The organism is Wolbachia endosymbiont (group A) of Myopa testacea, assembly GCF_964027115.1.
Classification (GTDB): domain Bacteria; phylum Pseudomonadota; class Alphaproteobacteria; order Rickettsiales; family Anaplasmataceae; genus Wolbachia.
This window is the reverse complement of record NZ_OZ034729.1, coordinates 331,992-350,924: the sequence shown is the minus strand read 5'-3', so window position 1 is coordinate 350,924 and position 18,933 is coordinate 331,992. Positions and strand designations below refer to the sequence as shown.

20 protein-coding genes, 2 tRNA genes and 1 pseudogene are annotated in these 18,933 nt (G+C 34.9%); 11 read left to right on the top strand and 12 right to left on the bottom strand.

Annotated elements, in window-relative coordinates; translation table 11 throughout:
- Nucleotides 1-7: 7 nt before the first annotated feature.
- Nucleotides 8-80 (bottom strand) — tRNA-Thr (locus tag AAGD91_RS01710).
- A gap of 19 nt (nt 81-99) precedes the next feature.
- Between AAGD91_RS01710 and AAGD91_RS01705 the strand changes: the two genes are divergently transcribed.
- Genes AAGD91_RS01705 through pdxH form a run of 3 tightly spaced genes read left to right on the top strand, consistent with a single transcriptional unit; the run spans nt 100 to nt 1,634 of the window.
- Entirely contained in the window at nt 100-243 is a 144-nt protein-coding gene (locus AAGD91_RS01705) for a hypothetical protein (RefSeq protein ID WP_265033862.1), read from the top strand.
- On the top strand, nt 209-1,024 hold the full coding sequence (mutM, locus tag AAGD91_RS01700; RefSeq protein ID WP_341821272.1) for a bifunctional DNA-formamidopyrimidine glycosylase/DNA-(apurinic or apyrimidinic site) lyase: 816 nt from the start codon (nt 209-211) through the stop codon (nt 1,022-1,024). The genes AAGD91_RS01705 and mutM overlap by 35 nt, the downstream gene beginning before the upstream one ends.
- 16 nt (nt 1,025-1,040) lie before the next feature.
- On the top strand, nt 1,041-1,634 hold the full coding sequence (gene pdxH, locus AAGD91_RS01695; protein WP_341821271.1) for a pyridoxamine 5'-phosphate oxidase: 594 nt from the start codon (nt 1,041-1,043) through the stop codon (nt 1,632-1,634).
- Nucleotides 1,635-2,042: 408 nt separating this feature from the next.
- On the opposite strand, the gene AAGD91_RS01690 is transcribed toward pdxH, so the two are convergent.
- The gene (locus AAGD91_RS01690) at nt 2,043-2,762 is read right to left on the bottom strand and encodes a helix-turn-helix domain-containing protein (RefSeq protein ID WP_264328888.1); all 720 of its coding nucleotides are present in this window, start codon (nt 2,760-2,762) and stop codon (nt 2,043-2,045) included.
- 67 nt (nt 2,763-2,829) lie between these two features.
- On the opposite strand from AAGD91_RS01690, the gene AAGD91_RS01685 reads away from it, so the two are divergent.
- Complete coding sequence (locus tag AAGD91_RS01685) at nt 2,830-3,840, top strand: site-specific DNA-methyltransferase (RefSeq protein WP_341821268.1); 1,011 nt, start codon at nt 2,830-2,832, stop codon at nt 3,838-3,840.
- 647 nt (nt 3,841-4,487) lie between these two features.
- Here AAGD91_RS01685 and AAGD91_RS01680 read toward each other — a convergent pair.
- Both AAGD91_RS01680 and AAGD91_RS06340 read right to left on the bottom strand, forming a co-directional pair.
- Nucleotides 4,488-4,564, bottom strand: a tRNA-Met gene (locus tag AAGD91_RS01680).
- A 190-nt stretch (nt 4,565-4,754) separates the two neighbouring features.
- Nucleotides 4,755-4,892 (bottom strand): hypothetical protein, encoded by a 138-nt coding sequence (locus AAGD91_RS06340; protein ID WP_179945548.1) that lies wholly within the window; start codon nt 4,890-4,892, stop codon nt 4,755-4,757.
- Here AAGD91_RS06340 and AAGD91_RS01675 point away from each other — a divergent pair.
- The 4 genes and pseudogenes from AAGD91_RS01675 to AAGD91_RS01660 all read left to right on the top strand — a co-directional run bounded on the left by AAGD91_RS01675 (nt 4,885) and on the right by AAGD91_RS01660 (nt 9,645).
- Nucleotides 4,885-6,815 (top strand): annotated as a pseudogene (locus AAGD91_RS01675) (ComEC/Rec2 family competence protein). The gene AAGD91_RS06340 and the pseudogene AAGD91_RS01675 sit on opposite strands and share 8 nt — an antisense overlap.
- 35 nt (nt 6,816-6,850) lie before the next feature.
- Nucleotides 6,851-7,273, top strand: coding sequence for a hypothetical protein (locus tag AAGD91_RS01670; protein ID WP_341821267.1), 423 nt, complete (start codon nt 6,851-6,853; stop codon nt 7,271-7,273).
- A gap of 30 nt (nt 7,274-7,303) precedes the next feature.
- Nucleotides 7,304-8,698 (top strand): hypothetical protein, encoded by a 1,395-nt coding sequence (locus tag AAGD91_RS01665; RefSeq protein WP_341821266.1) that lies wholly within the window; start codon nt 7,304-7,306, stop codon nt 8,696-8,698.
- Between the two features lie 53 nt (nt 8,699-8,751).
- On the top strand, nt 8,752-9,645 hold the full coding sequence (locus tag AAGD91_RS01660) for an RluA family pseudouridine synthase (protein WP_410541927.1): 894 nt from the start codon (nt 8,752-8,754) through the stop codon (nt 9,643-9,645).
- Between the two features lie 131 nt (nt 9,646-9,776).
- Here the strand turns inward: AAGD91_RS01660 and AAGD91_RS01655 are convergent, their stop codons facing one another.
- Genes AAGD91_RS01655 through AAGD91_RS01645 form a run of 3 tightly spaced genes read right to left on the bottom strand, consistent with a single transcriptional unit; the run spans nt 9,777 to nt 11,857 of the window.
- Complete coding sequence (locus AAGD91_RS01655) at nt 9,777-10,157, bottom strand: EndoU domain-containing protein (RefSeq protein WP_341821265.1); 381 nt, start codon at nt 10,155-10,157, stop codon at nt 9,777-9,779.
- Nucleotides 10,158-10,162: 5 nt separating this feature from the next.
- Nucleotides 10,163-10,603, bottom strand: coding sequence for a hypothetical protein (locus AAGD91_RS01650; protein WP_341821264.1), 441 nt, complete (start codon nt 10,601-10,603; stop codon nt 10,163-10,165).
- 54 nt (nt 10,604-10,657) lie between these two features.
- Nucleotides 10,658-11,857, bottom strand: coding sequence for a phosphoglycerate kinase (locus AAGD91_RS01645; protein WP_341821263.1), 1,200 nt, complete (start codon nt 11,855-11,857; stop codon nt 10,658-10,660).
- 80 nt (nt 11,858-11,937) lie between these two features.
- Between AAGD91_RS01645 and AAGD91_RS01640 the strand changes: the two genes are divergently transcribed.
- Both AAGD91_RS01640 and lepB read left to right on the top strand, forming a co-directional pair.
- Entirely contained in the window at nt 11,938-12,246 is a 309-nt protein-coding gene (locus AAGD91_RS01640) for a hypothetical protein (RefSeq protein WP_341821262.1), read from the top strand.
- A gap of 94 nt (nt 12,247-12,340) precedes the next feature.
- Nucleotides 12,341-13,087, top strand: coding sequence for a signal peptidase I (gene lepB, locus AAGD91_RS01635; RefSeq protein ID WP_341821486.1), 747 nt, complete (start codon nt 12,341-12,343; stop codon nt 13,085-13,087).
- A gap of 3 nt (nt 13,088-13,090) precedes the next feature.
- Here lepB and hscA read toward each other — a convergent pair whose 3' ends face one another.
- From hscA to iscU, 4 genes are read right to left on the bottom strand one after another with little or no spacing between them, the layout of a single operon-like run.
- Nucleotides 13,091-14,839 carry a Fe-S protein assembly chaperone HscA gene (hscA, locus tag AAGD91_RS01630; RefSeq protein WP_341821261.1) on the bottom strand — a complete coding sequence of 583 codons (1,749 nt, stop codon included), beginning with the start codon at nt 14,837-14,839 and terminating at the stop codon, nt 13,091-13,093.
- Nucleotides 14,817-15,275, bottom strand: a complete 459-nt coding sequence (locus AAGD91_RS01625) for an iron-sulfur cluster co-chaperone HscB C-terminal domain-containing protein (protein ID WP_341821260.1) — start codon at nt 15,273-15,275, stop codon at nt 14,817-14,819. Before AAGD91_RS01625 ends, hscA begins: the two co-directional genes overlap by 23 nt.
- Nucleotides 15,268-15,672, bottom strand: coding sequence for a HesB/IscA family protein (locus tag AAGD91_RS01620; RefSeq protein ID WP_264328899.1), 405 nt, complete (start codon nt 15,670-15,672; stop codon nt 15,268-15,270). The genes AAGD91_RS01625 and AAGD91_RS01620 overlap by 8 nt, the downstream gene beginning before the upstream one ends.
- 10 nt (nt 15,673-15,682) lie before the next feature.
- Nucleotides 15,683-16,075, bottom strand: coding sequence for a Fe-S cluster assembly scaffold IscU (gene iscU / locus AAGD91_RS01615; RefSeq protein WP_114516867.1), 393 nt, complete (start codon nt 16,073-16,075; stop codon nt 15,683-15,685).
- Nucleotides 16,076-16,278: 203 nt separating this feature from the next.
- Between iscU and ftsY the strand changes: the two genes are divergently transcribed.
- Complete coding sequence (gene ftsY, locus AAGD91_RS01610; RefSeq protein WP_264731680.1) at nt 16,279-17,190, top strand: signal recognition particle-docking protein FtsY; 912 nt, start codon at nt 16,279-16,281, stop codon at nt 17,188-17,190.
- On the opposite strand, the gene radA is transcribed toward ftsY, so the two are convergent.
- On the bottom strand, nt 17,177-18,520 hold the full coding sequence (gene radA / locus AAGD91_RS01605; protein ID WP_341821485.1) for a DNA repair protein RadA: 1,344 nt from the start codon (nt 18,518-18,520) through the stop codon (nt 17,177-17,179). The two genes, ftsY and radA, sit on opposite strands and share 14 nt — an antisense overlap.
- Nucleotides 18,521-18,933: the final 413 nt, after the last annotated feature.

Here is an 18,933-nt window from a genome sequence, read left to right as displayed (position 1 = left end):
ATCAGTGTGCCGTTACCAAGACTCGAACTTGGGACCTCGTCATTACCAATGACGTACTCTACCACCTGAGCTACAACGGCAAGTTTATATATTATGATAATGAATAATACAAAAAGGAATAAGGAAAAAGAAGAGGAGAAAAAAAGATTAGCGAAAGCTTTAAAGCAAAATATTTTGAAAAGAAAAAAGCAGCAACAGAGTAGACAAGATGCCAGAACTACCAGAAGTAGAAATAATCTCTAACTTTTTGCTTGATAAAATTAAAAACAAGCAAATTAGTAATGTTATAGTTAATAATTGGAATTTACGTGCCCCAATAACAAAAAATATTGATGATATGCTAAAGGGCAAAGTCATACGCAACATCAAGCGTAGAGGTAAGTATACGATCTGGAATACAGATGGTAGTATGGCTGTAATCATACATCTTGGCATGAGCGGAAAGCTTATATATGCTGACCATGATCAAGTGCGGAATAAGCACGATCACGTGGTATTTTTATTTTCCGATAATACTTCAATAATCTTTAATGATCCAAGAAGATTTGGATTAGTTATTATTTTAAGCAAAGAACAAGAAATAAATTTTTTTAATGGTTTTGGAATAGAGCCCCTCACGGATGAATTCAGTGGAGACTATTTACAGGAGTTGCTGAAAAACAAAAAAGTGAATATCAAATCAGCATTAATGGACAATAAATTAATAGTTGGCGTAGGCAATATATATGCTTCTGAGAGCTTGTTTAGAGCTCGCATATCACCACTCAGGTCAGCAAAAGGCTTGACCTATAGAGAGTGCGAAAAACTTGCTGCTGAAATAAAAAATACTCTGAGTGATGCAATTGCTGCAGGCGGTTCAACACTGAAAGATTATGCACAGCCATCTGGATCTGCTGGATACTTTCAAAATAACTTTTACGTATATGGTAAAGTTCAAAAACCTTGCAAAATCTGCAACAATATCATAACACTTATACGACAAAATGGCCGTAGCACTTATTTCTGCAACGTATGTCAGAATTAAGATTTTATTTTTGAATATGACATTTTTACCTGAAAAAGATCCGATTAACTTGTTTTCAAAGTGGTATGAAGAAGTACTTAATTCTCCGTGTAAACAACCAACTGCAATGACGCTAGCAACTTGTAGCAAAGACTGCATTCCATCTGCAAGAGTAGTATTACTAAAGGAATACAGCAAAGAAGATTTTGTGTTCTTCACTAACATAAATAGTAGAAAAGGAAAAGAATTGACCGAGAACCCTAAAGCTGCATTAGTGTTTCACTGGATAGAATTTGCTAGGCAAGTTCGAATTGAAGGAGATGTTAAACTTCTAAACGATGAAAGAACTGACAAATACTTCTCTTCTCGAGCGCGCGATAGTCAAATTAGCGCATGGTGCTCAAAACAATCGAGCATTCTGAAAGATTGGCAAGATTTTGAGCAAGCTATAAAATTGAAGGAGAAAGAATTTTACAATACACAAGTTTCTCGTCCTGACTTTTGGGTGGGATTTTGCGTAATCCCAAAAGTAATTGAATTTTGGCAAGAAGGTGAATATAGGAGACACACTAGGTTTAGATATACTCTTGTTGAGGGAAGCGATTGGAAAATAGAGCAATTATCTCCCTAGCTACATTCGTTATTGCAGACCCTTCTTAATTTACCACTGAGAATTGGATGACACCCTACTAATCCGAATTCTGGATTAAGGTTAAAAAAGAGCAAATAACTTATAATTTTATAGCTAAAGTGGCTTAGGTTTACCTACAATTTGAAAAACAATAAATTCGTCATTCCGCTACTTGTTAGCGCCGCGGCGGTATGACGTAGGGAAACCTTTCTTGGGTTAGCTATAGAAGGTTAAGGACTGCAAATTTTTCATTGGACAGGCTTCTTATACTTTTGGTGAGGTTAAATTTTGAAGTGAAAATTTTAATAAACAGCAAATAAACAAGTTTATCAAAAAAAGAGTTAAATGTTAGGATTTTAAATAATACAGCATTCCGGACAATTTAAAATCAACCTGGGATGGAGGAAGTTAGTGGCGGTCACATACTCTTTCATCACAATGATAAAGAAGCTTACCTTTATCTCTGACGTATTTTAAAGGAATTTTGGGATTATTGATGTCTTTACCACCAGTATCATGCCATTTCTTTTCCCATGTAATATAATATGGTTCAAGGTCTTGCGGCGTCAATTTATATATTTCTTTTAGCTCTATTCCTTCATAAATAGCAAATACCCAATCCACCTTTCGGTATTTTGCAATTATTGTAGGATTCATATGATGATGAGTAGAAAAGCTTTTTGTAAGAAGAGCATTTACTGATTTAAGCTCATATTCATTACCATACTCATCAATGGCATCATTTCCCTCGCGTGCTGGAAGAATAGTGAGTCCAGTTAGTAATAAGACTTGTAGGATTTTCCCGCCGTTATCCTGAAAGATATCATTTATACCGTACTTAACAGCAAACTCCTGATACTTCCGTATATGAGGAAATATATCTTTCAGACATTTTCTATCTTGATCCTGATTTAGAAGTGCAGTAGGTTCAACCCCAAGGGCATCTGCTATGCGCTCAACATTATCTATAGAGATATTTCTCTCACCACGTTCAACGGAGCCTATATATGTTCTGTGTAATTCACATAAATCAGCAAGAGTTTCTTGGGAAAGCCCTTTTATATTTCTTATCTTTCGTATATTCTGGGAAAGAAGTAACCGCAAAGATTGTTTTTTTATTTTTGTCATCTTTGTAAGATAATAGTTGACAATTATAAGTCTACAGACTATAAGTATCTTTCATATGGCACATATATTGGAAAAATTTAAATTTAATAATAAACCCACATATACTACAGATAGGGGAGCTGCATATTGTGGAGACTCTCTTAACCTATTGCCGCAATTACCAGATAATAGCTTAGATCTCGTAATCACCAGTCCACCGTTTGCTTTGCAAAGAAAAAAAGAATACGGAAATGAATCCCAAGCCGAATATGTTGCATGGCTTAGTCAATTTGCAAAATTAGTACATAGCAAACTCAAAGATACAGGCAGTTTTGTACTTGATCTAGGTGGGGCTTATGAAAAAGGCGTGCCATCCAGAAGTTTATATAATTTTAGAGTGCTTATAAATTTCTGTGATGACATAGGCTTCTTCCTTGCAGAAGATTTCTATTGGTATAATCCTTCTAAATTGCCAAGTCCAATTGAATGGGTAAATAAGAGAAAAATCAGAGCAAAAGATTCTGTTAATACAGTATGGTGGTTCAGCAAAACTGAGTGGCCTAAAGCAGATGTCACAAAGGTGCTAGTGGAATACAGTGGCCGCATGAAAAAACTTATCGAGAACCCAAAGGCTTATTATACTCCAAAAGAACGACCATCAGGACATAATATTGGTAGTAGCTTTGGTAAAGATAATGGAGGAGCTATTCCATCAAATCTTTTGCAGATTCCCAATTCAGAATCTAACAGCCAGTATCTTGCTGCATGTAAAGAACTAGGTGTAAAAGAGCATCCAGCTCGATTCCCTGCTAAATTACCTCAATTTTTTATTCGGTTTTTAACACAACCAGGAGATATTGTTTTAGATATTTTTGCTGGCTCTAACACAACAGGTTTTGTATGTGAGCAAGAAGACCGTTACTGGTTAGCATTTGAAGAAAATAGAGAATATCTTGCTGCATCTGCTTTTAGGTTCTTAAAAAAAGAATGCTCAAAAGAAACTATTTATCAACGCATTGTTCATGGTGAAGAGCAAGTGTTAAAGGCTAAGCAGTCTATATTGGATCTTAAGTTCACTCAGCAGTCATTAGTAGTTTAGTTATGCTCTTTGTTCATGGTTTTCCCGTTTTTAGCAATAATTTTTTATATAAGCATTTTTGTTGCCTATCCTCAACACTTTCCACATTAGTGTTACTAGCAGAAGTTACTCTTAAATGTTTGTTCATGTTAGCTACAAACGTTAAGAAATTTACCAAGCGAAAAAAAGGCAAAAGAAGCCCTGGGGTTGGCTAGTTACTTACATTATACTTTCAAATATGGCGTTTTTTTATCCTAAACGCTTAATAAACGCGATTCAGCTGCTTTTAAGCTGCAACTAATCTAAATTATAAACGTTAAGAAATTTACTAAGTAAAAAAAAAGGCAAAGAAACCTCCGAGTAGCTGGTTTTGACTCTCTATTACTGTAAGTGGCGCTGTAATAATGTGCTAACGCTTAAAATAAGCGCAATTTGGCTGAATGTAGAAAAAATTTAAAAGACATGCAGCCGCTATAATTTTATATAATCCGCCAATAAATACTTTAAGTTTTTTACTGAATTTTTGTTATTGAACCCGCGCGGATCAAAAACAAGTTTTGAGTCGAAAAATAACCTTATTGTCATAGTAATGGGGTTGGCGGAATTTGTCAAGTAAGTTTTGGTTTGTATGAGCTGCCTGAAACCACAATATTCGCACAGTTGGAAAATGGTTGCGGGAGTAGGATTTGAACCTACGGCCTTCAGGTTATGAGCCTGACGAGCTACCGAGCTGCTCCATCCCGCGTCGTTGTTTATTTAGCTATTATACTTGCAATTATAGGATATACAAGGATAAAATCCGCTATGGGTCGTATATTAGTATATTTATTAACTTTTTTTGACATAATAGTTAGCTATATACGTCATAACCTACGTAATGAAAAATATAACTTGATACTGTGGTTTCCTGTGTGTCAGTGTGTAGGGATTTTAACCTATTTTTCCCTAAGTTTCGAACCAAGCTGCATTTTCACTATATCTATTTTTCTTTTGCTTCCACCTACACTAACTCTGATTGCGATACTGCACAAAAGGTACACAATACTATGCATTGCTTTAATTGCAGTGCTCATAGGATTTACAGCTAGTAAATTAAGAACAGCTTTAGTTGATACTCACATTCTTGATAAAGAGAGATACGTAAAAGATATAATTGCCACAGTGAAGGACATTAATGACAGGGGCTCATACAAACAATTTCTACTTTCTGTTACAAAACCCTCTACTATCTCAAAATCCTCTCCTGTCATCCCAGCACCCCCTTTTGTCATCCCAGTACTTGATACTGGGATCCAGAAAAAAAAGATATGGATTCCAGCGTTACGCGCTGGAATGACACCGGATAGAGCTCTAGATAACATCAGAATATCAGTTAGAACCAAAGTGGAAAAAGGCATTAAAATAGGCGATCAAGTAAAATTATCAGCAAAACTCTTCCCTCTAAAGATTGCGCCCTCGGAGCATGCATATGATTTTGCAAGAATAGCATATTATCAGAAAATAAGTGCAACAGGTTTTGCAACAAGCAAAATAGCTTTGCACAAAAAGGCTGAAGCAAGGAAATTTCAAGAATATATAGAATCTTTCCGTCAATACATTTATGAAAACCTGCAGCAAAATATTAAAAAACCACATGCAGATATAATTTCTGCATTACTAATCGGCAAAAAGGACGGAATAGACCAAAAAACTATGGATGCGATAAGAGATTCAGGTATAGCACATTTGTTTGCCATATCTGGTTTGCATTTATCATTTGTTGCTGGCCTGTTTTTTATAGTGTTTCGTAATTTATTCGCAATATCTGAAACTTTGACTCTTAAGTATAACACCAAGAAAATATCTGCATTCCTTACTATCTTGCCAACCACGTTTTATTTGTTGATTACCGGTATGCAAATTTCTGCTCAGCGTGCCTACATCATGGTGATTTTAGTACTCGTTGCAATAATGATAGAGAGAAAATATTGAGGGTTAATAGCAATTGCGTTTGCTGCTGCAGTGATACTCTCAGTAGAACCAGAAGCAATTTTAAAGCCAGGCTTTCAGATGTCATTTTCTGCGGTTTTGGCACTGGTTGCCAGTTATCAAATTAATGCTAATAAATTGTTCAAAATAAAAATAATGAAATATTTTGTGTCGATAATGATCAGCTCAGTAATAGCAAGTTTAGCAACTGTTCCGTACACGATATACAATTTTAATTATTTTTCAATTAGTGGTATTATCACAAATTTAGTTGCTATACCAATAGTTACATTAATTATTATTCCACTTGGAATAATTTATGTCTTATTGATTCCTTTAGGTATTGAATGGATTATAGCACCATTTATAGAGCGCCCAATGACAGTATCTTGTATATAACAAATGCAATCGCTAGTCTTCAGTATTTGGTTATTCCCATTCGTACTTTTCCTGCCTCATCAATTATTATCATAACACTTGGTTTATTGTGGCTGTGCTTGTGGGAAAGAAATTGGCGTTTCTTCGGAATTTTCTTTATTGTACTAGGTATTTGCTTTAGCACCGCATATAAAACCCCCAACATCCTAATAAATGCTGATAATGTTGCTGCAAAGGAGAGTGATAACTTACTATATTCTCTCACCAGAAAAAATAGGAACTTTGTTGTCAAAACATGGGCGAAACAAAATGGGCAGAACCAAATTTTGAATCATACAAAATATAGCAATCCAGATAAAAGACTAAAGTGCAACGATTATGGCTGTATATATAATAAAGGAAATAATAAATCAGTACTGCTTGCTTATAAAAAAGAAGATATTTCAGAAAATTGTGATAAAGTTGATTTAATAATTCAATTAAGTGAATTCGACTATTCAGTTTGTAATACTAGAACTATTAAATACACCAATCTAAAAACATATGGCACACATTCAATTTGGTTAACAAATCGTTACGTAAAGATTAATACAGTGCGCTCTAACTGGCCTTGGCATAAGTTAAAAAGCTTGATTTTAAAGTGTTGTTAACATATAATTAATTAAATTTAAATGTAAGGAAATTTATGTATTCAGGTACTCAAGAAGGAAATTCTTTAAACCTCAACCTAACTCATGATCATAATGTAGCCAGAATAAATGATGCCATTGGTTTTCTCCCTAAAGCATGGCATGCAGCAAAAAAATATTCTGTAAATAATACCCTACCTATAGCAGTTGTGAACACTTGGCTTCAATTTTCTCTAGCCTACATAACTGCAATGGTAATAACCCTTAACGATTTAAGCTTTATTTCTACTTTTAACCCAACATTAATGCCAACTTACTTTCTGGTTTCTGTTATTTTTGGAGTAGTTTTATTAACCTCTCTTGCTCTAAGATATATATACAAGCAAGAAATAAAAGATGAGAAATCAAAAGATGGTGATAGCCCAATAGATATAAAGATTAGAGGTGGAAAAAGTGATGAAATAAATGAGATTGCTTAAAATGCATTAACAATAGAAATTGTTCCTGATTTGGTCGATAAAAAGCAAGGTTTTTCAATAATTTTACCAATCTCTGAAAAACAGGGAGAAATATTAGAAAACAAAAGACAAGAGAATAGAAATAAAGTTATTTTGCTTACTGTGCCATATGTGCTGAGCGGTCTAATTGTAGCTGGTGCATTGATACAAAATAAATTTAGTTTTGCCAATGTTCAGGGTTGGGAAGAATGGGGTTTCATTGCATTTGTGAGTGCTTTCTTCATTGCTGGAATATGTATAGCATTGAGTAAATTAAAAAGCAATGAAGTAAATAACGCATGCAATATTGTTAAAAAATTCGATAATGTGGATATTTTACTCCCATGGAGAAAAGGTAGTGTTGTATCAGTAATGGAGAATAAATTTAAGAGCGAAGAGGAGAATGATCCGATATCTCGATTGATAAAATTATTTAATAGACACCTAACTGACTTTATTGATAAAATTTGCTATTTATTTAAGAACAATCTTTTAAAGCCTGCAAATATTAACATTAAAGAAACGCTTGATGGCATAGGAAATAATATTAAGATTTTGCTTGATAATTTAGAGAAAAATATAGAAAAAGATGTAGATGAAGTTAAGAAAGAGGCTAATAGCGAAATTGCTAAATGCTTGCAAAGTATTAGCAAAAGTATAGGTGAGTCATTGAAAGAGATACGTACTGAATTGAAAGAAAAACTTAACCAACTTCAGCCTTTAGGAATAGGAAAGTATCTTGTTAAACTTGTGCCAACTACAAGCAACAGACAAGCTGGCGATACTGGAGATTCTCATGATCAAAATCACTCTTTGGAAAGTGATGATGAGTTCTTTGATTGTTCTGCGCTTACTGAGGAAAATAAAAAAGAAATAATTCAAAGAGTACGTAAAATAATAAATGACGTGGTACAGAATAAGCTTGAGTCGATACAAGAACAGCTTGCAACGTTGCAAGCAAACGGCAGTCCTGATAGCGCTTTAGGATCTGAAGATGTAGATAATATTGACCAATTAACATTAGAAAATAAAGTCAAAGAACTACGTGACACAATTAGAAAGTTAGAGCTGGAAGCAGAACAAAATAAGCTGCAGCAAAAGAAGGAAAAGTTAGAGCAAAAAAAATCTGAACAAAAAGAAACAGATGAATGGAAAGAAAAAATCAACGGCAAACCAAGTGAATTTTTATATTATTTATTAGAATCTATTAAGCTGGAAGAAAAAGATAATAAAGAAAAAAAGGTTGAGGCAACACTACGGGATTTTGATAATAAAATAATAATCCACTGGAAAGATAGCTCTAAGACAACTTGCCATATTAAAAAACAAGGTGATCTTCCTAGTACAAAATTAGATTTTGTAGACAAAGACACTCACGCAGCATTTAAAGTAGCGTGTGCAGGATAGATATAACCTTAAACATTAATAGTGATGAGAAAAAATTAAGGTTAGACACCTATATAGCTGAAAAATGCAACATATCGCGCAGTAAAGCTCAAAGACTAATACAGAATGAGCAGGTAAAATTAATTGGCACACCGATAATTAATAATGATCACATAGTAAAATCAGGTGAAGAGTATATAGTACATCTCGTTCAACCTAACATATCCACATCAATTGAGCCTAATTATGACATAAAACTTGATATCGTCTATGAAGATGAGGACATTATAGTTCTGAGTAAACAAAGTGGATTAACAGTGCACCCTGGTGCTGGGACAAACAATGATACGCTCTTGAACGCAGTTATCGCTCACCTTGATGTAAGACCAGGAATTGTTCATAGACTCGATAAAGATACTAGTGGGCTGATGGTAATTGCAAAAAATGAGGAAGCCCATAGTTTTTTGTCTGAATTGTTATCAAATCGTAAAATAAAGCGAGAATATTTAGCAGTAGTTTGGGGAGCATTATCTTCCCAGCAGGGAACTATAAAAACTAACATTGCTCCCAAACGCGGTAATAAAGAAATGATGTGTGTAACAAAAATCACAGGCAAATTAGCAATCACTTACTACTTAGTGCAAAAAGTTATAGGACAAGCAAGCCTGGTTAAATGCACTTTAGAGACAGGCAGAACACACCAAATTCGAGTCCACATGAGCCACATAGGACATTCCATAGTTGGTGATCAAGTTTACGGAAAAAATAGTAGTAAAAGCACAAAATATGCTAAAAACTCTAGTTTTATTCGTAATTTCAATAGGCAAGCACTACATGCTTATACACTTGGCTTATACCACCCAAAAAGTAATAAATACATGGAATTTGTCTCTGATTTACCGCAAGATATAAAAACTTTAATTGGTGAGTTTGAAAATATACCTAAGAAAGGTTTACCTGATTTTTGAAGTATAAACCGACAATTTGAAAAACCGTCATTCCGCTATTAGTTAGCGGATGAGATACCGCGGGTGTTGCTTGGGTCAGCATAAATTGGCTATAACATTTTTATCATTTGTTCACCCTATTGGTTTTGAAATTAAGATTTATTGCAACTACAATTAGTACTCTTATCATCACATTTTGGTGTTAAGTCGGGATAGAACGTGAGTATAGCATCATTCTTTCTTACAAACACTGATTGATAATTGTCATCTTCCATTTCATATAGGCACATTCCATCTTTTCCTAATTCCTTGAACGCCTTAGTTGCAGAAATTAAAATATCATCGGCATGAAGGTTATATGCGTATCCATTTGGGCATTTAACTTTCACTTCCCCATCCTTACCCAAATATTTCATTCCAAATGTATAAACTGGTGGCTTAATATCTGATTTATTGCATAGGGACTTATCATTCCAAATTGCACCTGCCCATTTATCTTCTTGAGCTTCAACATATCTACCTACAAAATGCATACCACCTAATTTATCGTTTGACTCACCACAAAAATATGTCCAAACCCTATAGTTTCTTTTTCACTTCCACTATTTGTAAACCAAATGTTAGCCAGTTCATCTTTAAATAACTCCAAATCCGCATCTGGCGTAACCACTTGATGATCAAGCTTATCATATATTCCTTTCACTACTTCTTGATGCTGAGGAAAACTAAGTAAAATTTTGAAATCTTCTTTATCTGGATGTGCTCCCCAATCTCCACAAACTTTCAACACTCCTCTATCGAAGTCAGTTAATTCTGGAAACGGTGGTATATAACCTGGTTGTGAACTGAAAAATGGTTCAAAATTGACCTTAACATTTTCTTCTACATAACTGGTGTGAAAATAATGATCCCTAATATAAAAAATAAATCCTATTATTGGTATTATTAAACACAAAATTAGTTTAACTGTCTTCGACATAATCACGTTCACAAAAAAGCTAGATTATAAGAAATAATTTAAAAAAGTTTTAATCTAATGTTGAGTGCATTTTTGCAGAGCAGCAACTCCCGGCATTTCATCACCACCCAGCCAACTTAAAAACGCTCCTCCACCAGTGGAAACATATGTAAAATCCTTATCGGTAAGGCCTACAGCGCTTATTGCAGATAGACTATCACCTCCCCCTATTATGCTGGTTAACTTTCCTTTGTGCGTTAAGTCACTTACGACTTTCATTACCCCTATTGTACCACTTGCAAAAGCTGAATGTTCAAAAACACCAATAGGTCCATTCCACAGCAGAGTCTTACTGCTTGCTATTATACTGCTTATTGTACTCAAAGTTTGTGGTCCGATATCCAAAATTATATCACCGTCCAAAATGGACTCAGTTCTTCTTGAAATACTAGTGCTGTAATCAGAGTTTACTGCAACCAGAACGTCTTCTGGCACAATTATTTTGCAATTGTTTTTATTTGCTATTTCAACAATATTATGTAGAAGGTCGTCAACACCATTTTGAAAGAAAGATTTTCCTATATTTACTTTGCTAAATAACAAAAAATTATTAGCAATTGCACCTCCGAGAACTAGGTAATCAACCTTTTCTGTTAGCTTTATAAGCATTTTTATCTTAGTTGACATTTTGGCTCCCCCAACTATCGCAGTAATAGGTTTAGCTTTAAACAATACAGTTTTTTCAAGATACTTCAGCTCATCTTGTAAGCAAAATCCCGCATAGGAAGGTAAAAACTCTGTAATGCGTGAAATAGAAGCGTGAGCTCTGTGAGAGCAAGAAAATGCATCATTTACATATATATCCGCTAGAGATGCTAGTTGTTTGGCAAAAATTGAGTCACTCTGCTCTTCCTCTTTATAAAATCTTAGATTCTCTAGTAATATTATATCTCTTGCATCCATAGCACTCACTGCTTTTTGCACTTTTTCACCAACGCAATCATCAATGAATTTCACTTTTTTATTTAGTAACTGCGATAAAGTATCAATTACATTTTTTAGCGACAGATTATTGTCTCTGGCCTTTGGGCGTCCGAAATGCGATATAATAATAATCTTTGCACTTGCATTCACTAAATACTCAATAGTAGGCAATGCTCTCAAAATACGAGTGACGTCACGAATTTCTCCATCTTTTATAGGAACATTGAAGTCAACTCTGAGTAAGACGGTTTTATTGTGAAGATCACAATTTTCTATACTAGGTATATTCATTGTAAAACTAAAGCTATAAAGCCACTATACAGCAGTTTGACCTAAAGTAAAGTTTTAAGTTTACGAACGTTTAAGGAAATTTGCATCCAGATGGTGTCATGAAAGTAGCTGACACTGGTTCACTCTGTAATGGTGTCATCCAAGTAGCCGACACTGGGATCCAGGTTGCTTACAAGCAAATTAGCATAGAAAGTGGTTACAACGTTTTCGATGAGATTGCAGGAACCAGTGTCAGCTACTCGGATGACACCATTCTTTTTTCTGGATCTCAGTGTCAGCTACTTTCATCTGCCACCTGCAAATTGCAATGTTCGTACAGTTATGTGTCACGCTACTTGGATGACACCGTTGAAAGAAATGAACCGCCTTTTCAAAATTGTTTTGAATAGAGGAATAACATTCACAAGTAAAATTTCATATTACCATTTTTTAATTTATGTATTATAATAAGCTTAATCTATAAGAAAAACAAAGTTGGAAAAGTTGGAAGAACTAAGCAAAAACTGGGTGATAAGAACGGGAAGATTTTTATCTTCATTGTTTTTTTTACTGTTGATTGCGCTATCAATACGTAGTTTTTTATTCGAGCCATTTCATATACCTTCTGGTTCAATGAAAAGCACCCTACTTGAAGGGGATTACATTTTTACTAGTAAATATTCATACGGTTACAATAAACACTCATTTCCATTTTCTCCAAACATTTTTAGCGGCAGGATTTTTTATACCCCTCCAAAGCGTGGCGACATAGTAGTTTTCAAACCCACAAGAAATGACAGCATCAGGTTTGTTAAGCGAGTAATAGGAACACCAGGTGACAAAGTGCAAATGATAGAGGGAGAATTATACCTAAATGATCAGAAAGTAGAGCGAAGGCAAATTGAAAGTTTTTTTGATTATGAGTCAAATCGTAACATACCAAGATATATAGAAACGCTTTTAAGTAGCAAGGAGCATGAGATTTTGGTAGATAACATTTCTAATAAGCTATCATATAACACTCCGGTTTATTATGTACCTAACGATCAATTTTTTGTTATGGGAGACAATAGAAATAATTCTTTGGATAGCAGGTTTCCTGAAGTTGGTTTTGTACCAATGGAAAATATCATTGGGCGTGTAAGTATAGTTGGTTTATCATTTAAATTGGGGAAGGTCGATTGGTTACCATTTAATTTCAGGTTACCTGTTGCTCTGAGATTTGACAGGATATTGCATAAAGTTGTGTAAACTCTACCTATCTGTTAATTCACACAATTCTAAAGCAGAACTTTCTAACTCAGCGATAGCGTTGTTAATTTCATTCAAGTCATTGCCTTGTAAAGCGTTTTTTGCGTTTTGTAATAGGTTTTTCAACTTTTGATCAGTGGAAACATTTTCAACTAGATGTATGAGCTTGTTACCGTTAATTTTAGCCTCTGCAAGGGAACGAGCCTTCATATCTTCATCAAAGCTGTTTATTGACTGGTTAACCATATTTTGAACATCAGCTTCACTCAAGCCAAAATTTGAATTTACTTCAACTTTCTGCTCAATTCCAGTAGCTTTTTCTCTTGCAGTAACAGTCAAGATTCCGTCAACGTTAACTGTAAATTCTATTTCAACTCTTGCAGAACCTGCAGGTAGTGGTGGTATACCTTTTAGTTCAAACTGCGCTAGAGATTTGTTATCCTCGATCATTTCACGTTCTCCCTGACAAACGTGAATTTTCATTGCTGGTTGCCCATCAACATAAGTTGTAAACTCTTTTATCTCTGAAACTGGTAGTGGTGTATTTCTTGGTATGATTTTTTCAACTATGCCTCCCATAGTTTCTATGCCAAGTGATAAAGGTAGAACATCAAGGAGAACAGAATGAGCCTGCAAAGCTGCTCCAATGACCACTGCTTTATCTGGATCTGCGTCACTTAGTACTTTATTTCCAAAGAGCTTGACTAGTGAATTTTGAACCAATGGTGTTCTAGTTGCACCACCAACTAAAATTACTCCTTTTATATCATCAATTTTAAGATCTATATCACTTATAGTACGAGTGACTATATTGATAGTCTTATTAACTAAAGGACTTATTGCCTGTTCGAACTTCTCTCTAGTTATTTCACATTCAAATGGCTTGCAGTTAATGTTAAAGCCAAAAGTGCCTGATGCATTTTCACTTAAGTATTCTTTCGCGGTACGGATATTGCAGGTTCCAGCGTTATGTGTTGGAATGACATTAAGGTGTGTTGTCGACTCCTTGTTTAAACCTACTTTTTCTCTATACTTATCAAGTACAATTGAACTCAGAAGATGATCAAAATCATCTCCACCGAGTTTGGTGTCACCACCAACTGCAAGAACTTGAAACACTCCTTGATGTAATTTCAATATTGAAATATCAAATGTTCCTCCACCAAGGTCGTAAACTGCATATATTCCGCTGCTGTTGTTCTTTTCAATGGAGTAAGAAAGTGCAGCAGCAGTTGGTTCATTAACGAGACGAAGAACTTCTATGCCAGCTAATTTTGCTGCATATTTAGTTGCGTTACGTGCTGAATCGTCAAAGTAAGCTGGCACAGTGATCACTGCTTTTTTTACTTCCATTCCTGTAGACTTTTTCACCCTCTTGCATAAAGCTTTTAATATCTCAGCAGAAATCTCAACAGGAGTAAGATACTTCTCCTCTGAGCATTTTACTCTAATAACTTTTTCACTTTCGTTATCTATTTCAAAATTGAGGCCTTCTTTATTTAATTCTTCAACACTTTCACCCATTAAACGCTTTATTGAGTAGATTGCATTTTGACCGACGTCACAGCCAGTTTTCAATGTATTATTTTCATACGAAATAACAGAAGGCAGTAGCTCTCTTCCCTGCTCATCTTTAAATATCTCCACGTTGCCAGCTTTATTTACCATAGCAATTAAAGAGTTAGTAGTGCCAAGATCTATACCAAAAACTACTTCACTTGAATTTGGTTCAGAAATTTGAATTGGTTGCATTCTTTTTCACCTCCTCAAATGACTTATATAAATATTTCAATCTTAAGACTTGTGTAGCAGCTCCATCAAAATTCTTTACAGCAAAAGTGTTAATTAGGTTTTTAACGCAATCTTTTATTTTTTCATCAACCATCCTACTTGCAAATTGTAGATCATCGCAGTCCAGCAAATATTCTCTTATTTCTATTGATTCATTTAGTATTTCAGAATTTAGATGATCCTTTTGGCTTTTCATACCAAAAAGATTCAACAAATGCTCGGCACGTTTTAGAGGTGACTTTAGCACCTGATAAGCTTTGTTAATATTAATTATATTTTTAGATTGTCCTTCGTTTATATCAGTCCTGCTTAGCTCAATATATTTTTTCTCTAACTCATCAAAGCTGATATTGAAAGTTGGTTCAATTTCAAACAATGCAAAATAGTTGCTAGACATGAAAACTCTCTCCACAACCACATTTTCCTTTCTCATTAGGATTTTTGAAAACAAAACCCGATGAAAATTTCTCTTCTACATAATCCATTTCAGAGCCAAGAATAAACATGACAGATTTTGGATCGATCAACACTTTAACTTTTTGGTCATCACTGCAGTTTTCCTCAATTATCGACTCTAAAGGACGAGTATCATACGCATATTCAATATCATATTTTAAACCAGAACATCCTTTTTGTTTAATTAGCACTCTTATTCCTATTGCTTCTTCCGGTTTCTCAAGGTTAGTATGCTTCTTTTGGTCCAATAAATACCTTATCCTTTCTACTGCTTTCGCAGTTATAGTAATAAGTTTTTTATCTTTCTTTATAGCGTTTACTCCTTGATATTCACTCATGCTTTAGTTCTCAATGTCCACCTTTACTTTGTTTGCTTTGATAATCATGAATAGCAGCCTTTATAGCATCTTCAGCAAGCACCGAGCAGTGTATCTTCACTGGAGGTAAAGACAACTCTTCCACTATTTGAGTATTCTTTATCTGTGTAACGTCACTGATGGTTCTTCCCTTTATCATCTCTGTTAACAAGGAACTTGAAGCAATGGCAGAACCACAACCAAAAGTTTTAAATTTTGCATCTTCAATAACACCTTTGTCATTGACCTTTATCTGCAATTTCATTACATCACCGCACGATGGTGCACCAACTAAACCAGTACCAACATTTGGATCATTTTTATCCAGAGAGCCAACATTCCTTGGATTTTCGTAATGATCTAAAATTTTCTCATTATAACTCATAAAATTACCTGTGAACCGCTATTCTACATTATAACATATTTAGGTTAAAAACTAAAGGAAAACAGTCGTTTTACATGTATTTTACTTTCAAAATTCCCGTAAAACGACTGTTTAACTTTACAAATACACATAATACGTGTATTTCTTTACAATCAGCGTCTCTATGTTGTCATAAAGTTTATAATTTAAAAAGGAGTATTCCCTTGAGTTTGTTTAGTAACCTTTATAAAGGCTTGTTAAAAACTTCTTCTCGCTTTAGCGACGGGGTGAAAAGTATTTTTTCTGGCAAAAAAAAATTAGATCAGTCGCTTTTAGATGAGCTAGAAGAATTGCTAATTAGCATGGATATTGGTCATAAAACTTCCAAGTTGATTATTGACAGGCTCACAAGCATCAAGTTTGACAAGGAAGTTGAACATAACATTATCACACAGCAGTTAATGAACGAAATAGAAGCTATATTAAACCCTGTCGTGCAACCGTTAATTTTAAACAGAAAACCACATATAATAATGGTATGTGGAGTAAATGGTAATGGTAAAACCACAACTATAGGTAAGCTCGCATATAAATATAAGGAGATGGGAAAGTCCGTTATGCTTGTTGCATGTGATACATTTAGAGCTGCTGCTAGTGAACAATTAAACATTTGGGCAGAACGTTCTGATTGCTTGATTGTTACTGGAGAGCATGGTAGCGATTCTGCGAGTGTGGCATATAGAGCTGTAAGTCAAGCTATAAAAGATAACGTTGATGTTGTTCTAATTGACACAGCAGGAAGGCTGCAAAATAATGTGAACCTTATGGAGGAGTTATCAAAAATATATAGAACGATAAAGAAATTGGATGACACTGCCCCTCATGATGTTATTTTAGTTCTTGACGCAACTACCGGCCAAAATGCTTATAGCCAATTAGAGGCATTTAGTAAGATGGTTAGTGTTACAGGGTTAATCATAACAAAGCTAGATGGCACTGCTAAAGGCGGAGTAGTAATTGGACTTGCAGAAGCTTATAAGGTAAAGTTACATGCTATAGGAATTGGTGAAAGTATAGAGGACTTAAAGGAGTTTACTAGTAAAGAGTTTGCTGAAGCATTATTTAATTGTAATTAAAAATTTCTCTTAATTCCCTTACGTGACTAAGCTTGATTATCTCAATATCATGAGAAGAGTAATTACCATTTTTAGGCATAATTGCTTTTTTGAATCCTAACTTTTGTGCTTCTTTTAGTCTAAGATCAGCATGCGAGACATTCCTAATTTCTCCAGAAAGTGCAACTTCACCGCAGATTATTGAAGAAGTTGGCAGCGGTAAATTTACTACACTTGAAATAAGGGAAGCAGCAACAGCAAGATCAGCCGATGGTTCCTGTATTTTGAGTCCCCCTGCAATGTTTAGGTATACCTCTTTATCATGCAAAAACATTTTACAGCGAGCATTTAGCACCGCGATGATCATAGCCAATCGATTAATATCCCACCCAACTACTGCCCTTCTTGGGGTTGCCATATTAGTCCCTGCTATTAATGCTTGCACTTCCATTAAAATTGGTCTTGAACCTTCAATTCCTGCAAATACGACGCTGCCAACTACTTCTCTGTCATGGGCCATCAGAAACAATGATGATGGATTATCAACAGGCACAAGTCCTGCTTCAGACATCTCAAAAACACCAATTTCATTTGCAGGGCCAAATCTATTTTTAATAGTACGCAAAATACGATATTGATTGCTATTTTCACCTTCAAAATATAATACCGTATCCACCATATGCTCCAAAGTTTTAGGTCCAGCTATTTGTCCATCCTTAGTTATATGACCAACTATTAAAAGAGAAATACCATATTGTTTCGCAAGAATGGTTAATTCATGAGCGCAAGTACGAACCTGAGTTACAGTGCCTGGTGCCGATGTAATTCTGCTATCATACATTGTTTGTATAGAGTCAATTACTAAGAATTTAATACTTTTATTTTCCTTTATTGTTGCTACTACATCAGTTAAAGACACTGTAGATAAAAGCTTAATTTTAGGTTCATTTATCTTAAGACGCTTTGCTCTTAAACTCACCTGCTCTAAAGATTCCTCGCCGGATACATAAAGACATTCAAAAGAGGAAAGTTGCACAACATTAGCTGCAATTCTAAGCAAAAGGGTGGATTTTCCAATACCAGGTTCGCCTCCAATTAGAATGCTAGCACCTTGAACGATACCCCCACCAAAAACTCTATCTAATTCTTCTACTCCTGTTAGAAAACGACTTGGAGTGATAATTTCGCTACCAGATAACGTCTTTATTAAAATTGGCGCAGATATACTTCTTTTGCCCGTTTTTACTGCTATTTCTTCAACAACTGTATCCCAATTGTCACATGCAATGCACTTTCCTACCCACCTACCAGTGCTGTAACCACAGGATTGACATACATATACAGTTTTCATCAAAGCCAAAATTATTTTGTTGTAATTGTAATAAAAATTAGCTGAATAGGCGAAGTAAATCTAAACACTGAGTCTCACAAACGTTTTGGTGCAAAGATAATTGTCATAAGTTGTGCCATTTAAATTCGTGCACAATAATTGCACGAACGCTTCCCTCTAGGATCCAAGTAGCCCATTCTCCTGTCATTCCAGTAGCATCATTTTTTTGTCATCCGAGTAGCCCCTTTTTTGTCATCCCAGTGCCCAGAGACTGGGATCCAGGAAACTTAATTGCAAGTAATGCATTGGGTTTGGTGAACATGGGTTTTGCGTTATAGAATGAAGCACTTTTGGTGAATTTGTAAAGAAAACTGTGTCCCAGTGGGCTTTGTTGCATCGCTCAAGTAAAAAGAACTGGCAGTTACTGACAAAAT

Excerpts from the sequence above, each read along its gene's own strand:
- AAGD91_RS01650 (WP_341821264.1), bottom strand. The coding sequence starts at position 10,603 with ATGTCGAAGACAGTTAAACTAATTTTGTGTTTAATAATACCAATAATA.
- AAGD91_RS01625 (WP_341821260.1), bottom strand. The coding sequence starts at position 15,275 with ATGTCTAGCAACTATTTTGCATTGTTTGAAATTGAACCAACTTTCAAT.
- AAGD91_RS01690 (WP_264328888.1), bottom strand. The coding sequence starts at position 2,762 with ATGACAAAAATAAAAAAACAATCTTTGCGGTTACTTCTTTCCCAGAAT.
- mutM (WP_341821272.1), top strand. The coding sequence starts at position 209 with ATGCCAGAACTACCAGAAGTAGAAATAATCTCTAACTTTTTGCTTGAT.
- AAGD91_RS06340 (WP_179945548.1), bottom strand. The coding sequence starts at position 4,892 with ATGAGCACTGCAATTAAAGCAATGCATAGTATTGTGTACCTTTTGTGC.
- AAGD91_RS01705 (WP_265033862.1), top strand. The coding sequence starts at position 100 with ATGAATAATACAAAAAGGAATAAGGAAAAAGAAGAGGAGAAAAAAAGA.
- AAGD91_RS01620 (WP_264328899.1), bottom strand. The coding sequence starts at position 15,672 with ATGAGTGAATATCAAGGAGTAAACGCTATAAAGAAAGATAAAAAACTT.
- AAGD91_RS01645 (WP_341821263.1), bottom strand. The coding sequence starts at position 11,857 with ATGAATATACCTAGTATAGAAAATTGTGATCTTCACAATAAAACCGTC.
- pdxH (WP_341821271.1), top strand. The coding sequence starts at position 1,041 with ATGACATTTTTACCTGAAAAAGATCCGATTAACTTGTTTTCAAAGTGG.
- AAGD91_RS01655 (WP_341821265.1), bottom strand. The coding sequence starts at position 10,157 with ATGCATTTTGTAGGTAGATATGTTGAAGCTCAAGAAGATAAATGGGCA.
- radA (WP_341821485.1), bottom strand. The coding sequence starts at position 18,520 with ATGAAAACTGTATATGTATGTCAATCCTGTGGTTACAGCACTGGTAGG.
- hscA (WP_341821261.1), bottom strand. The coding sequence starts at position 14,839 with ATGCAACCAATTCAAATTTCTGAACCAAATTCAAGTGAAGTAGTTTTT.
- iscU (WP_114516867.1), bottom strand. The coding sequence starts at position 16,075 with ATGAGTTATAATGAGAAAATTTTAGATCATTACGAAAATCCAAGGAAT.
- AAGD91_RS01670 (WP_341821267.1), top strand. The coding sequence starts at position 6,851 with ATGTATTCAGGTACTCAAGAAGGAAATTCTTTAAACCTCAACCTAACT.